The sequence below is a fragment of the Geodermatophilus sp. DF01-2 genome (genome assembly GCF_004571065.1).
In the GTDB taxonomy this organism is placed as follows: domain Bacteria; phylum Actinomycetota; class Actinomycetes; order Mycobacteriales; family Geodermatophilaceae; genus Geodermatophilus.
In genome coordinates, this window is sequence record NZ_SPQN01000011.1 from 12,650 (window position 1) to 27,542 (window position 14,893).

The window sequence follows — 14,893 nt, forward strand, 5'->3', positions numbered from 1 at the left end:
GCGCGGCCCGCACCCGTCGCTGCTGATGAGGAACCAGACCGACCGGGCGACCGGGCGCCGCAACGAGGAGCTACTCCGCGCGGTCCTCGCCGATGCCGCTGACGGGAAGGCGGAGTGGCGAGGACGGCCGTGTCGGGCGTTACGTTCGGTGCTGGCGCCGCACCCGCCGGCGTCCCGACGAGGAGGTTGCGCCGTGTCAGATCCGCAGCACAACCCGCCACCACCGCTCCCGCCGGGCTACGCGCCGCGCTACGACCCCGGGCAGCCGGCCGGCCCCGGCCCCGCCCAGCAGAAGTCGGGCCCGCAACAGTCGGGCCCGCAGCCCGCGTGGGCCCAGCAGGCGGGGGGCCAGGGCTACGGCCGGCCCGGCGACGCGCAGCCGGGGCACTGGCAGCCCGGCAACGGGCAGCAGCCCTACGGCTACGCGCCCATGCCCGGGCTCCCGGCCTACGCGCAGTACGCCGAGCCCACCGGCCGGCTCGGCGTGATGCGCCCGACCGGCCTGACGATCCTGCTCTTCCTCGTCACCTTCGGGATCTGGGGCTTCGTCTGGTACTTCCAGGTCCACGAGGAGATGAAGCGGCACAGCGGCCAGGGCATCGGCGGGGTGATCGCCCTCGTCATCGCGATCTTCCTCGGCATGGTCTCGCCGTTCCTGGTGAGCCACGAGGTCGGCCAGCTCTACGCGCGGCGCGGCCAGCGACCCCCGGTCAGCGCGCTCACCGCGCTCTGGTTCTTCCCGGGCATCGTCATCCTGGTCGGTCCGTTCATCTGGTTCGCCCGGACGAACAGCGCGCTCAACCGGTACTGGCGCAGCCTCGGGGTGGACCGGACCAGCATCGTCTGAGGCCGAGCCGCAACCGGCGTCGTCGACGTCGGACGACCGGGTGCGCACGCGTCGTGCTCGACAGACAGCCGGGACCACGCTGGGGCACGAACCGCGGGCCGCGGTGCCCCCAGCGGGCGGCGACCCCCGCGGACGAGGAGGTGACCGGTGTCGGTGACCAGCGCCGGGCACGAGGAGCTCGGTGCGCCCGCGCCCGCCGCCGCGCTCCGGTCGGGTGCAGGAGTTCCCGGAGATCGACCGCGCCGCATGGGTGGCCATCGACGACGCGCGGGAGAAGCTGGTGGCCGGCCAGGTGCCGTTGCTCGACCGGCTGTTCGACCTCGTGCGCTGACCGCTGCCGGTCGCCGGCCTCTGTAACGGTCCGTTGTCGGGTCGTCCCACCCACCTCACGGCACGGTGACCGGGGCGTTCGGCCTGGCAGGGTCCCCGTGAGCGAAGTCGACCGGACTTCCGAGACCGAGGAGGCAGCCTTGTCGACGTGCACGGCGTGCGGGGCGGCCCGTCAGCAGGGCCGGTTCTGCGTGGGGTGCGGCACGGCCGTTCCGCCGTCCCCGCGCCCACGCCCGCGGTCCCCGTTGGCCGAGGAGCTGACCCAGCCGGTGCTGCGGCTGGACCGCCCGTCGAAGCCCGCGCTCCCCGCTCGCTGAGCACCGGGCTGCGGATGGCGCGGCCCGGGCCGGAGCGGCATGTCGACATGTCGTGATGCGGTTCACAGCAAGCAATGCGCTTGCAGGAGTTAGCACGCGGCCGGAGTGGGCATCCACCGGATGTCAGGTCATCCCCCGATGTCTGGAGTTCCCCGCCATGGCCGACAACGCCAAGATCATCAACCAGCTCCGCGCGCTCGTCCTGCTGACCCAGACCGAGGAGCAGATCGCGCGCACCCGGATCGCGCAGGCCCGCACCGAGGCGGTCCGGCGTGAGCTGACCCAGAACGCCGACCACGCCGCGGAGCGGACGAGGGCCATCACCGACCAGCTGCGCGCCCTGGGTGGCGTGCCGGACGTGGTGACCCCTGTGGTGGGCCGTCTGTCCGCCGTCCTCAAGGCCGGCTTCGAGCAGGCCGAGCCGATCGAGGAGGCCCTGCTGCAGGACCTCTCCCTGGAGCACCAGCTCCTCGACCGCGCCACCTACCTCAAGGTGCTCGCCGACCAGGCCGAGCTGCCGCGGGTCCGGTCGCTGGCCGAGCGGCTGATCACCGCGCACGAGGCCACCGTGGAGTGGCTGACCGTCGTGCTCGCCGAGGAGGCCATGGGCGGCCCCGCCGCGCTGCAGCCCACCCCGATCCAGCGGGTCGCCGGCACCGCCGCCCGCGCAGCCAACGCCCCGGTCCGCTTCTGGGCCAACCGCGTCAACCAGATCGCCGACACGGTGCAGCAGCGCCGTGAGGACGCCGGCGAGCGCCTGGACGAGGCCTCCGACCGGGCCAGCACGCTCGCCGGCGCCGTCCGCGAGACGCTGACCGCCGGCCGCAGCGCTGCGCTGCGCCGGGCCGAGCGCGTCGCCCGCCGCGAGGGCAACCGGGACGCCGCCGAGGCCGCCCGGGCCGCCCGCGAGGAGCTCGGCGACGTCACCGCCGACGAGCTGCCGATCAAGGGCTACGACACCCTCTCGACCCAGGACGCCATCAAGGCGGTCAAGGAGCTCAAGAAGGCGCACGACGTGCGGGTCATCATCCGCTACGAGGAGACCCACAAGAACCGCACCAGCGTCGTCAACGCGACGCAGACCCAGCTGGCCGCGCTGGCCAAGGAGGCCGTGGGCGTCGACAGCTGACGCCGCGCCATCCACGCGAGGGCCCGTTCCCACCCGGGGGCGGGCCCTCGCGGCGCTCCGGAAGGCGATCGCGACGTGCCCGACCACGCGCGGTCGGTCGGGGCTCGCGGGCGATCCGACTGCTCCGGGAGATCTCGGTCGCACCGGGTTTGAGCGGCCGTCGGAGCAGGGGATGGCATGCGCCATGAGCATCACACCCGAGGCCCTCGAGCAGGAGTTCTCCCTGACGACGGCCGTGACCCGCCTGGACTTCCTCCGCAGGCGGGACAGCGGGGCGACCACGCTGAACACCGCCGTCGACGTCGACGCCGACGACTGGACCTCGTTCAAGGCCGCGGCGACGTCGCTCGACGTCCCCGAGTCGCTGGAGCTGCTCGCTCTCGGCGAGGTCGTCGCGCGCAAGGCCCACGACAGCCAGCTGACCGGCTTCCGTGCCGCACTGCGCGGCGGGGCCTCGTGGACCCAGATCGCCGCGGCCCTGGGGGTGCGCCCGGAGGAGGCGTGGACCCTCTACCACCAGCTCATCGAGCGGCAGGAGCGCTCCAGCGTGCTCGACCCGGACGCGGCCGCGGCCGCCCGGGAGCTCGCCGGCGTCCGCCCCCGCTGACCCGCGTCGACGGCACGGCGCACGCACCGGTTCCCGTGCGGCGGTCGATCCGCTGCACTGGCTCCGCCGGCGCCCCTCGCGGGAGCCGCCACGGGAGCGCCGGGGAGGGAAGCCCGAGCAGGAAGGCGATGACCGAGGGGCGGGCGCCGGCCGGCGCCCGCCCTTCCCCCTTTTCCCCCCGACGGCGTCAGCGGACGTCGACGCCGCGCCAGAACGCCACTCGGCCGGTGATCTCCTTCGCGGCATCCTTCGGCTGGGGGTAGTACCAGGCGGCGTCGGGGTTGGTCTGCCCGTCGACCTCCAGCGTGAAGTACGACGCCGTTCCCTTCCACGGGCACACCGTCGTCGTGTCCGAGGAGCGCAGGACGTCGTCCCGCACCGCCTCCCGGGGGAAGTAGGCGTTGCCCTCGACGGTGACGATGTCGTCGGACTCGGCGATGACGGTCCCGTTCCAGCTCGCGGTTGACATGTGACCGGCAACACCCGCTTCCGGGCCGGCATTCCTCGGTGCGGGCCCGGGCGACCCGGCGCTAGGGCGCGATGTTCTGGTTGTGGCGGAACAGGTTGCCCGGGTCCCAGCTCCGCTTGACCCCGCGCAGCCGCGCGTAGTTCGCGCCGTAGTTGTCGGCCACCTTGTCCGCGTCGTCGGCCGAGGCGAAGTTGGTGTAGCCGCCGGGCTCGGAGTGCGGAGCGATGGCGGCGTGGTAGTCCCTGACCCACCGCGTGTTCGCCTCGTTGTCGGCGGGGTCGGGCCACATGCCGGCGATCACCGTGGCGAAGGTGGCGTCCCGGTGGCCGAAGGCGGTGGCGTCCGGGGCGACGTCGTGCGCCGCACCGTCGATCGGGTACAGGTGCACGACCGAGCTGACCGCCGGCACGCGCGGCCCGTGCTCGAGGTGCGCCGCGATCGCCGCGTCGGTGAGCTCGGTGACGTAGGCGGCCTTCCAGTAGTGCTGTAGCCCGGGCGGGTGCAGCGCGTCGAAGGCGCTGTTGAGCGCCGTGTAGGGCATCGGGCCGACGTGCTCGCCGATCGGCCGGGCCACCTGGCGGATCCGGTCGACGACCCGCTCGCCGTCGGCCTCCGACCCGGTCCAGCAGGAGACCGCGACCGCCATCGGCTCGCCCACCCGGCCCTCCGGGATGAACGGCAGCGGCGGTGCCTGGTGGAACGCCGGGAAGCCGCCGTACTCGCGCGGCGCTCGCGGGAGGTACTCCCGGTAGAACTCGAACAGCGCCCCGGCGTCGTCCAGCTCGAAGAACATCGGCCCGGCGAAGACCGTCCCGACCGGGTGCAGGCGGTAGGTGAACCGGGTGACGACGCCGAAGTTGCCGCCGCCACCGCGCAGTGCCCAGAACAGGTCCGCGTTCTCCCGATCGTCGGCGGTCACCACGCGGCCGTCGGCGGTGACCACCTCGGCCGCGAGCAGGTTGTCGCAGGACAGGCCGTACCCGCGGGTGAGGTGGCCGATCCCGCCGCCGAGGGTGAGCCCGCCGATGCCGGTCGTCGAGATGATCCCGCCGGTCGTGGCCAGCCCGGACGCGGCGGTCGCGTCGTTGAACCGGCCCCACGTCGTCCCGCCGCCGGCGCTCGCCGTCCGGGCGCCCGGGTCGACGTCCACCGCCTGCATGGGCGAGAGGTCGACGACGACCGCGTCGTCCGCGGTGCCGAAGCCGGGAACGCTGTGCCCGCCGCCGCGTACCGCGACGGCGCGGCCGGACTCCGCGGCGTACCGGACCGCGGCGACCACGTCGTCGGTGCCGGCGCAGCGCACCACCACGTGCGGGCGGGCGTCGATCATGGCGTTGTAGACGTGCCGCGCCTCCTCGTAGTCCGCGTCGCCGGGGCGGATCACCCGGCCCTCGACGCGGTCGGCGAGCGTGCCTGGCAGCTGCGTGGTCATGGCCCCTCCCGGGTGTCGTCCGTGACGGTGGACGACGCCGGCGGGGATGCGAACCGGCCAGGAGCAGGGTCGGGACCCGGGGGCTGCGACGCCTCGCTCCCGCCCGGCGCAGCCCCCGACGTCGCCGGCCGCGGCCGACCGTAGTGCCGTCGCAGCCCTGCGGACAGGGACCATCGACCGTGGTGCCGGACGTCCCCGGCCGTGGGTCAACGGTGCAGCAGCGCGAAGGTGGCCACGGCGTGCGCGACGGCTCGGCCCTCCTGCTCGACGTCCGCCTCGCAGACCGTCAGGTGCTCCCCGCGGGTGCGGACCCGGGCGGTCACCGTGAGCTCTCCCGGCTCGCCCGGCCGGAGGTAGGTGACCGTGAGCTGGCTCGTCGCCGGCACCTCGCCGTCCCCGGTGGTGGTGCGGACCGCCTGACCCATGGCCGTGTCGACCAGTGTGGCCACGACCCCGCCGTGCAGCGTGCCGGCCGGGTTGAGGTGCTCCTCGCGCACGGCGAAGGCGATCCGCGCGCCGCCGTCCTCCGTGTCCGCCACCCGGGCGCCGAGCCGCTCCGCGTAGCCCCCGGGTCCTCTGTCGTCTGCCATGGCCGGCCGCTACCCGGGAACCAGGCGTCGGAACCGGTCCCACGCGTCGGGTGGGACCGGGACCGGTGCGTCGGGATCCCACCGTTGCGGAACGATCCCGTGTCGACCTCGTGACACCGCGGCTCGGACGCCGAGCCGCGGGCATGCCCGTTCCGCCCGGTCAGCAGACCGGCCGTCCCACGCCGGGCACCGTGCACCTGGCCGCACCGAGGAGATCTCCGTATGCAGTCCCACGCCCGCCTGCACCTGACCCGCCGCCGCTGGAGCGCACTCCCCCTCGCCGCGGGGACCGCCCTCACCCTGCTCCTCACCGGGTGTGGTGAGGATGCCGCGGTCGACGAACCAGCGGAGGTCGAAGACATCGTCGAGCCGACCGACGACCCGGCGGCCACCGACACCGCCGAGCCGACCGACGACCCGGCGGCGACCGACACCGCCGCGCCGACCGGAGCGGTGGCCCCCGGCGAGCCCGGGACCCTCGTCGCCGGCGACGTCGACCTGCTCGCCGCTGCGGCCGCGCCCGATGCGGCCGCCCAGTTCGAGCAGCTGGTCGACCAGGAGGTCACGGCCACCGCGGTGCCCGTCGTCGAGGTCGTCACCGACGAGGGCTTCCTGGTCGGCTCACCGGAGGCGCCGGTGTTCGTGCGACTGACGGCGCCGGGTGAGTCGCCGCTGGACGTCGACCCCGGGCAGACCGTGACCTTCACCGGCACGGTGGCGCCCATCCCGCCCGGCTACGTCGAGCAGGCCCAGCTCACCCCCGAGGTCGCCGACCTGCTGCAGCAGCTGGGCTACCACGTGCAGGTCGACCCCCAGAACCTCACCGTCGACCCTGAGTGAGAGGAGCGGTCACCCGGCGGGAGTGTCCCGCCGGGTGACCGACCCGGTCCGCTCCTGACCTCTGGTGGCCGGTGCTCCGGAGGGGTGCCGGGTTCGTGCCGGGCCGCCGCCCGATGCGGCACGGCCGCCGGGCCGGGAGGAGACGCCACCGCGATGCAGACGCTGGACCGGTGGACCGACGGATGAGCTTGTTACGGCGAGTGCTCTTGTAGTCACACCCAGCACCTGCCAGGTTGTTCGCCGAGCGCCCCGGAGGGAGCTCCGGGTCCGTCGTGATCCGATCGCCGGCTGCCTCGGATGGGTTCGCGTGGACGTTCGCCACGGCTTCAGCGCGGTTCCGCAGTGGCGGAGCAAGGGTGTTCTCGGGGTCGCTCTGGCGGCGGCGCTGCTGGCGGAGACGTTCGTCGTCACGCAGCCGGCGTATGCCGCGCCGGGAGAGGAGCCGCCGTCGCAGGCGGAGCCGGTCCGCGGCGAGGACGGGGGGCTGCAGGCGCCGGACATCGCCACGGCGCGGACGATCGCCCGGCTGGAGGGTGAGCGGGTCGAGGTCGTCGGGGAGCGCACCGAGACGTCGTCGACCTGGGCGCTGCCGAACGGCACCATGGCCACCGGTCAGGCGATGGCGCCGATCTGGGTGCGGCAGGGTGACGGGGACGGCACGTCGGCGGCGGACTGGGCGCCGGTGGACCTGACCCTCGAGCTGGGCGAGGACGGCCGGGTGCGGCCGAAGGCGCATCCGGACGGCCTGGTGCTGGCCGGAGCCGGGGTGCCGGAGGACGGCGCGCTGGCGGCGATGGTGGGCCCGGACGGCGGCACGGTGGGCGTGGCGTGGACCGAGAGCCTGCCGGAGCCGCGGCTGGAGGGGCCGCGGGCGGTGTATCCGCAGGTGCAGCCGGGTGTCGATCTGGTGGTGGAGGCCACCCGCACCGGCTACGAGCAGTTCTTCGTGCTGACCGAGCGGCCGGTGGCCGGGGCGGCGCCGGAGCTGTCGCTGACGATCGGCGGTGACGGGGTGGTGGCCGCGCCGGCCGCCGACGGCGGCGTGCAGTTCCAGACCGGCGATGGCGCGGTGGTGGCGTCGACCGGGACGCCGCTGGTGTGGGACGCCGAGGTCGATGGCGAGCGGCAGCACCCGCTGACCGAGCCGTGGACCGCCGAGGCTGCGACCGAGGCGACGGTGACCGGGATGCCGTCCTTCCCGGCGTGGGCGGAGGAGCCGGTGCAGCCGCCGGCGCCCGGGCCGCGACCGGTGCCGGCGCCGGATGGCACGCCGCCGCCGGCGCTGCCGGGCGGGGACGTGGCGCCGGGGCCGGAGGCCGGCCGGGCCGCCTCACCGGAGGCGGCCGAGGCCGGGGCGAGCCCGGCGCTGCCGCTGACCGAGGCGGTGACGGTGACCGGCCCGGGGGAGGTGGCGCTGTCGCTGACGCCGGATCCGGCGTTCCTGGCCGATCCGGACACCACCTACCCGGTGGTGGTCGACCCGGTGTGGGCCAGCTGGCGCGACGGCTTCGACACCTGGGTGCAGCACGGCTACTCGACCGACCAGTCCGCCAGCACCGAGCTGCGGCTGGGCACCTTCGACGGCGGGGCGAGCGCGGCCCGCTCCTTCATCCACCTGGATCTGTCCGGGATCCGGAACACCACGATCCTGGCCGCGGAGCTGTGGCTGTTCGAGTGGCACTCCTACTCCTGCCAGGCGCGAAACTGGGAGGTCTGGGACACCGGCCTGGCCAACACGGCCACCCGGATCCACTCCCAGCCGCCCTGGTACGGCCGGTGGGCGGTGTCCTCGGAGACGACCGGCTACGGGGCCGGCTGCGAGGACGGCTGGGTGACCGCGGACGTGACCAACCTGTTCGCCTCCTGGGTGCGCCACAACGCCGGCGTGGTCAGCATGGGTCTGAAGGCGGAGAACGAGGCCGACAGCTTCGGGTGGAAGAAGTTCACCGCCGCCGACGCCGGGGGGCCGGTGCCGACGGTGTGGATCCACTACAACACCAAGCCCGGCCCGGCCACCGAGCTGAAGGTCAACGGGCAGACGAACGGTTGGTCGACGGTGACCACGCCCTGGCTGACCGCGGTGGCGCACGACGCCGACGGCGGGCCGGTGGACATGCGCTTCATCGTCAAGGACGCCGGCACGCAGCAGGTCGTGTTCAACGAGGTCGCGTTGGCCGTCGCCAATGGCGGTGTCGGCCAGAAGCAGGTGCCGGCGGGTGTGCTGCGCGACGGCGGGCGGTACACGTTGCAGGTCGTCTCAGCCGACGGTATCGACTGGAACACCCAGGACTCGGTCGTCTACGAGTTCACCGTCGACGGGACCGCGCCGGCGGCGCCGGCGGTCACCTCGGCCGACTATCCCAATGACGGTAAGTGGCACAAGGACGCCGGCCAGGCCGGGACGTTCACGCTGTCCCTGCCGGCCGCCGATCCGACGCTGGCGCACTACCGCTGGGCGTTGAACAAGCCGCCGGACACGACGTCGAGCACCGCTCCCGGGCCCTCGCTGTCGGTCACCCCGACCGACACCGGGGTGAACGTGCTGCAGCTGCAGGCGGTCGACAAGGCCGGGAACGTCTCGCCGGTCGTGAAGTACGCCTTCCACGTCGGCCGCGCCGGGTTGCTGTCACCGACCGAGGGCGCGCAGGTGGTGCGTCGCGTCCGGCTGACGCCGGCCGGCGAGCCCAGCTTCACCCACGTGAGCTTCCAGTGGCGGCGCGGCCCGGACGCGACCGCCCACCAGGACATCGACCTGGCCGCCCTGACCCGCGCCGACGGCCGCCCGCTCGGCGCTTCCTGGACGCCGCTCAGCGACCTGGGCGACCATGCGGTCTGGGACGCCGCCGCCACCCTGGGCCACGTGCCCGGGCCGGTGCAGGTCCGTGCCCGGATGGCCACCGACGCCGCCGGCAGCGGCGCCTACCCGACCGCCTGGATCACCGTCACCGTCTCACCCGACGCCCAGTACGCCGCCACCGACGCGGTCGGCCCCGGCACGGTCAACCTGCTCACCGGCGACTACGCCCTGTCCAGCACCGACGTCGCCGAGTTCGGGCTGTCGCTGGAGCGCACCGCCTCCTCCCGGGATCCCCGGGCCGGGCTGGAGCCGCAGCGCGAGCTGCTGACCACCGCCCAGCAGAGCCTGGCCGACACCACCAGCGTGCATGCCAGTGCCGGGGTCGGCATCGAGACGGCGACGGCGCGCTGGCACGCCGGCGGCAGCTCGCTGAAGGTCACCTCCACCGGAGCGTCGGAGGACTCCTTCGCCTACCCAGGCGCGCTCAACACCGGCGACATCGGCATGAAGGCCGGCCGCACCTACCGCATCAGCGGCTGGATCTACGTGCCGGCGGCCACCGGGCTCGACCCGGCGCACCCCAACGGCCTGACCATCGCCGGCTACTACAAGGACAGCGGCGGGACCTACCGGCACACGGCCTCGGCCCGGCCGACCCAGACCGACACCTGGCAGCGGCTGACGCTGGACTTCACCGTTCCCGACGGCGGCGGCGGGGCGTTCGTGCGGCTGTACAACGGCTTCGGCGTCAGCGGCAAGACGGTCTTCTTCGACGACCTGTCGGTGCGCGAGATCTGGGCGCCGCTGGGCCCGCAGTGGTCGCTGGGCACGACCGATGAGATCGCCGGCACCGCCTACAGCCACATCAGCCAGCCCTACCCGGACCTGGCGGGGGTGCACCTGTCCGGCGGCGGGGAGATCTGGTTCACCGGCGCCGGGAACCACCGCTGGTGGCCCCAGCCGGGCGCGGAGTCGCTGAACCTGGTGGTGATCGGCCCCGGCCACTGGCGCCTGACCGAGCTGGACGGCACGGTCAGTGAGTTCGTCGTCCAGCCCGGCAGCTCCGTCGCCCAGCTGGCCACCACCGCACCCCCGGCGGCCGCCGGCGCCACCCGCCTGCAGTACACGAACGAGAACGGCCACGTGCGGCTCACCCGGTTGATCGCGCCGGTCGAGCCCGGAGTGGACGGCGGGCCGACCAACCCGGCGGCCTGCACGGCCCCGGTGCCGGCCGCCGGCTGCGAGGTCATCGAGCTGGACTACGCCAAGACCACCACCGCCACCGCGACCTCCTTCGGGACGGTCAAGAACCAGGTGTCCGAGGTGCGGCTGTGGTCGACCCCGGACGGGGCCGCCGCCACCGAGTCGGTCGTCGCCGTCCGCTACGCCTACGACGAGGGCGGGCGGCTGCGGGAGGTGTGGGATCCGCGGATCAGCCCGGCGCTGAAGACCAGCTACACCTACGACGCCGACGGCCGCGTCATCACGCTCACCCCTCCCGGGGAGCTGCCGTGGCGGTTCCGCTACGGCACCGGGGGCGCCCGCTCCACCGTCGGCGCCGGCGATCTGCTCGACCGCAGCTCCGGGCGGCTGCTCAGCGTCTCCCGGGCCTCGCTGGTGCCCGGCACGCTCGATCAGCCCGGCCCGGACACCACCAGCACCCTGGTCTACAACGTGCCCACCAGCCGGGCCGCCGGCGGCCCCTACGACCTGCACCCCGACGCGCTGGCCGGCTGGGCGCAGGGCATCGGCCCGACCGACGCCACCGCGGTCTTCGGCCCCGAGGACGTGCCGGCGGTGACCACCGCCACCGAGACCACGCCGGGGCGGGACGGCTACCGCGCGGCGACCGTGCACTACCTGGACGCCTCCGGCCGGGAGGTCAACACCGCCACCCCCGCCGGCCCCGACGCGCCGGCCGCCGGGTTCATCGACACCGCCGAGTACGACCGGCACGGCAACGTCGTGCGTTCACTCGACGCCACCAACCGGCTGCTCGCGCTCGGGCAGCTACCCTCCGCCGAGGCCGACCTGGCGGCGCTGAACCTCTCCCAGGCCGACACCGCCAGCCGCGCGGTCGCGCTGTCGACGCAGCACACCTACGGGCTCGACGGCATCGACCTGCTGCGCTCCCGCGGGCCGCTGGTCAGCCTGGCCATCGGCAACGACCCGGGCAACGTGCAGCTGGTGCACGACCTGACCACCTACGCCTACGACGAGGGCAAACCCGACGGCGCCGCCTACCACCTGGTCACCACCCAGACCGACGCCTTGCTGGTGGCGGGCTCGGCGCCGGAGCAGCTGGCCGACGTCGAGGTCACCAAGAACGGTTACCACCCGATCGACGGCGCGTCGCCGATCGGCCCGACCTCGGGCTGGAAGATAGGCTCTCCAACGGTGGTCACGTTCGACGCCACCGGGGCGAACCTGTCGGCCCTGGTCCGCTACGACGCCCAGGGCCGGGCGGTGGAGTCCCGCGGCATCGGGTCGACGGGCAGCGACGCCCGCACGAACCTCGCCGTCTACTACACCGCCGGGCCGAACGGGCAGCAGGCGGCGTGCGGAAACAAGCCGGCCTACGCCGGGTTGCCGTGCATGAGCTACGCCGCCGGCGCGGTTACCGGGCACGACCCGGCGCGGATGGCCGGGCAGCTGCCGGTCAAGCACGTCACCGGCTACAACCGGTACGGCTCGATCGCTTCGGCCACCGAGTCGGCAACGGGCCCGGTCAACGGCGCGACCGCCACGGTGTCGCGCACGACGGTGACCGAGTACGACGCCGCCGACCGGGTGCTGTCGGTGACGATCAGCGCCTCCGGGGCCGGGGCGGGAACGCCGGTGGCCAAGACGGTGAACCGCTACGACCCGGCGACCGGCGATGTGACGGTGATCGAAGGCCACGACCCCGCCGGCGCGGTGGTGTCGACGGTGAAGAAGTCCTTCGACCTGCTCGGCCGGATGACCCGCTACGAGGACGGCAGCGGCGGCTGGACCACCAGCGTCTTCGACCGGGTCGGCAAGCCCACCGAGGTCAGCGACTCCACGGGGTCGACGACGACGTTCACCTACGACCGGGCCACGGAGCCGCGCGGCTTCGTCACCTCGGTGACCGACTCCGTCGGCGGGACGATCTCGGCGTCCTACGGTCCGGACGGGCAGATTACCGAGCAGACCCTGCCCGGCGGGGTGGCGCTGCGGATCGGCTACGACGCCAACCGCACCCCGGTGACCCGCACCTACCTGCGGACCTCCGACGAGGCGGTGATCTCCTCCTCGGCGGCGCTCGAGAACAGCGCCGGGCAGATGGTCACCCACGCCACCCCGGCGGCGTCGAAGCGCTACACCTACGACGCGCTGGGCCGGCTCACCGACGTCCAGGACACGCTGACCGGCGCGTCGCTGTGCGTGGCCCGCAAGTACGGGTACGACCCCCGGGGGAACCGGTCGTTGCTGGCGACCGCCGCGTCGGGCAGCAGCACCTGCGCCGACCCGGCCAACCCCGGCGGCGCGGCGGCGAGCACCACGTCATACACGTATGACTCGGCTGACCGGCTGGTCACCGAGTCGGCGGTGGACGCGGGGGCGTGGGTGTACGACCCGCTGGGCCGGATCACCACGGCGCCGGTGCGCGGGTCGCCGGGGGCGCGGGTGGTCAACGGCTACTTCGCCAACGATCTGATCGCTTCGCAGACGATCGACGGGGTCGCCCGGCAGACCTGGTCGCTGGACGCGATCGGCCGGTTCGCCTCCTACACCAACGAGGCGTGGGCGGTCGGTGCCGACGGGACGCCGGGGTGGCAGGAGGCGGTCACCAAGGTCAACCACTACGACTCCGACTCCGACTTTCCGGCGTGGATCGCCGAGGACGCCTCGCTGCCGGATGAGATCACGCGCTACGTCGACGGCCTCGACGGCAACCTGGCGATGCAGACTGGCAAGACCGGCGATCGGGTGCTGCAGCTGATCGATCTGCACGGCGACGTGATGACGACGCTGCCGATCCGGGATGGCGAGCACACCGCCGACTGGACCGGGCTGGCGCACCAGACCGCCGACGAGTTCGGCAACCCGACCGACCTCACCACCGGCGCCGCGGTCGTCACCGAGGGCCAGTCGCCGGGAGCGGATGGCCGCTACGGGTGGCTGGGTGGCAAGCAGCGCTCCGCCGACGCCCTCGCCGGGGTGCTGTTGATGGGGGTGCGGCTCTACGACCCGGCCACCGGCCGGTTCTGGTCGCGCGACCCGTCACCGGGCGGCAACTCCACCGCCTACGACTACTGCTCCGCCGACCCGGTCAACTGCACCGACCTCGACGGCCAGTGGGGCGTCTTCACGAGCTTGGTCAAGAAGGCCACCAAGAAGGTCGCCCGAGTCGCCGAAGTCGTCGCCACCGTGGTCCCCGGGCCCATCGGAGCCGCGGCCGGGGCGATTTCCGCCGGTGCCTACGTCGCCACCGGCAACCGGCGCAAAGCGCTCGAGATGGGCGTCACCGTCCTCGCCGCGATGGTGCCCGGCGGCGGAGCCATGGTGAAGGTCGGCTTCGCAGCCGCCCGCGCCGGCGGACGAGTCGCAGCAAAGGCCGGGGCTTCAGTCAGCAAGGTCGTGCGACGCTCCGGTGGGAGCTGCCCGATACCCAATAGCTTCACCCCCGAGACGCCTGTGCTCATGGCCGACGGCAGCACTAAACCCATCGGTGACCTAGAGGTGGGCGACCTCGTTCTAGCAAGGGATCCGTTGACTGGCGAGCTCACCGCGCAACCTGTCCTCAGGGTCATCGTCGGCTTTGGGGACAAGCACCTGGTCGGCGTGACAACCTCACGCGCGCCGCCTACCGGCGGAGAAGGCGTGTCGCCGCTGACGGCTGACGACACGTGGATAGCCACGGCGAACCATCCCATCTGGGTTGAGGGCTCTGGTTGGACAGATGCCGTGGAGCTTCAGACCGGCGACCTTACGACCGGCGCCAGCGGCCAGCGACGCATCGTCTCAAGTATTGTCGACTATGGCTGGACGGCTGGGCAGACGGTCTACAACCTGTCCGTCGCCAATGTGCACACGTTCATTGTCGGCGAGCGGTATAGTGGCACTCTTGTTCACAATCGGTCTTACTCGACAATCAAATGTGGCGGGACCTTCTCGGCAGCGCGCAGGGCCTACGTCTGGGTGCAGAATGCCGTTAAGCATGGTGGGCGAAACATATGCGAGATGTGTAAGGTCCAGGTTGTCAAACCTATCCGACTCACTAAAGGGCAAAAAATGGACATGCGATCGGGACACGTGGACCACGTAGTTGCTCGTTCACGGGGAGGGAACAACAATCCTCAAACAAATGGACAACTTCTGTGCGCTCGGTGCAACATGAGGAAGTCGAACAGGTGACGAGTGAAGCTGAAGGCCCAGTAGTCTTCGTCCGCAGGGAAGTCTTCGATGGAGCCGTGGTGACCAATGTCTTCCATGACTGGGATGGAGACTGGCAGTACCTTACAGATGATGAGTTCAGGGCGGATCGCATGGAGATGGCGCACCAGAGTCATG

The 14,893-nt window shown here is 72.9% G+C and carries 9 protein-coding genes; 6 read left to right on the plus strand and 3 right to left on the minus strand.

Going from position 1 to position 14,893, the window contains the following annotated elements; genetic code table 11:
* Positions 1 to 193 precede the first annotated feature (193 nt).
* The 4 genes from E4P41_RS23045 to E4P41_RS05430 all read left to right on the plus strand — a co-directional run bounded on the left by E4P41_RS23045 (position 194) and on the right by E4P41_RS05430 (position 3,230).
* Positions 194 to 847, plus strand: a complete 654-nt coding sequence (locus E4P41_RS23045) for a DUF4234 domain-containing protein (protein ID WP_245177128.1) — start codon at positions 194 to 196, stop codon at positions 845 to 847.
* A gap of 181 nt (positions 848 to 1,028) precedes the next feature.
* Positions 1,029 to 1,178, plus strand: coding sequence for a hypothetical protein (locus E4P41_RS05420; protein ID WP_245177129.1), 150 nt, complete (start codon positions 1,029 to 1,031; stop codon positions 1,176 to 1,178).
* Between the two features lie 473 nt (positions 1,179 to 1,651).
* Entirely contained in the window at positions 1,652 to 2,623 is a 972-nt protein-coding gene (locus E4P41_RS05425; RefSeq protein ID WP_135139909.1) for a ferritin-like domain-containing protein, read from the plus strand.
* 184 nt (positions 2,624 to 2,807) lie between these two features.
* Positions 2,808 to 3,230, plus strand: coding sequence for a hypothetical protein (locus tag E4P41_RS05430; RefSeq protein ID WP_135139910.1), 423 nt, complete (start codon positions 2,808 to 2,810; stop codon positions 3,228 to 3,230).
* Positions 3,231 to 3,417: 187 nt separating this feature from the next.
* On the opposite strand, the gene E4P41_RS05435 is transcribed toward E4P41_RS05430, so the two are convergent.
* The 3 genes from E4P41_RS05435 to E4P41_RS05445 form a co-directional block, all read right to left on the minus strand.
* Entirely contained in the window at positions 3,418 to 3,699 is a 282-nt protein-coding gene (locus E4P41_RS05435) for a DUF427 domain-containing protein (RefSeq protein ID WP_135139911.1), read from the minus strand.
* A 61-nt stretch (positions 3,700 to 3,760) separates the two neighbouring features.
* Positions 3,761 to 5,131 (minus strand): FAD-binding oxidoreductase, encoded by a 1,371-nt coding sequence (locus E4P41_RS05440; RefSeq protein WP_135139912.1) that lies wholly within the window; start codon positions 5,129 to 5,131, stop codon positions 3,761 to 3,763.
* 206 nt (positions 5,132 to 5,337) lie between these two features.
* Positions 5,338 to 5,721, minus strand: coding sequence for a PaaI family thioesterase (locus E4P41_RS05445; protein ID WP_135139913.1), 384 nt, complete (start codon positions 5,719 to 5,721; stop codon positions 5,338 to 5,340).
* A 222-nt stretch (positions 5,722 to 5,943) separates the two neighbouring features.
* On the opposite strand from E4P41_RS05445, the gene E4P41_RS05450 reads away from it, so the two are divergent.
* Complete coding sequence (locus E4P41_RS05450) at positions 5,944 to 6,561, plus strand: hypothetical protein (protein ID WP_135139914.1); 618 nt, start codon at positions 5,944 to 5,946, stop codon at positions 6,559 to 6,561.
* Positions 6,562 to 6,868: 307 nt separating this feature from the next.
* Positions 6,869 to 14,737: a DNRLRE domain-containing protein gene (locus E4P41_RS05455; RefSeq protein ID WP_135139915.1), complete on the plus strand. Its 7,869-nt coding sequence runs from the start codon at positions 6,869 to 6,871 to the stop codon at positions 14,735 to 14,737.
* Positions 14,738 to 14,893 lie beyond the last annotated feature (156 nt).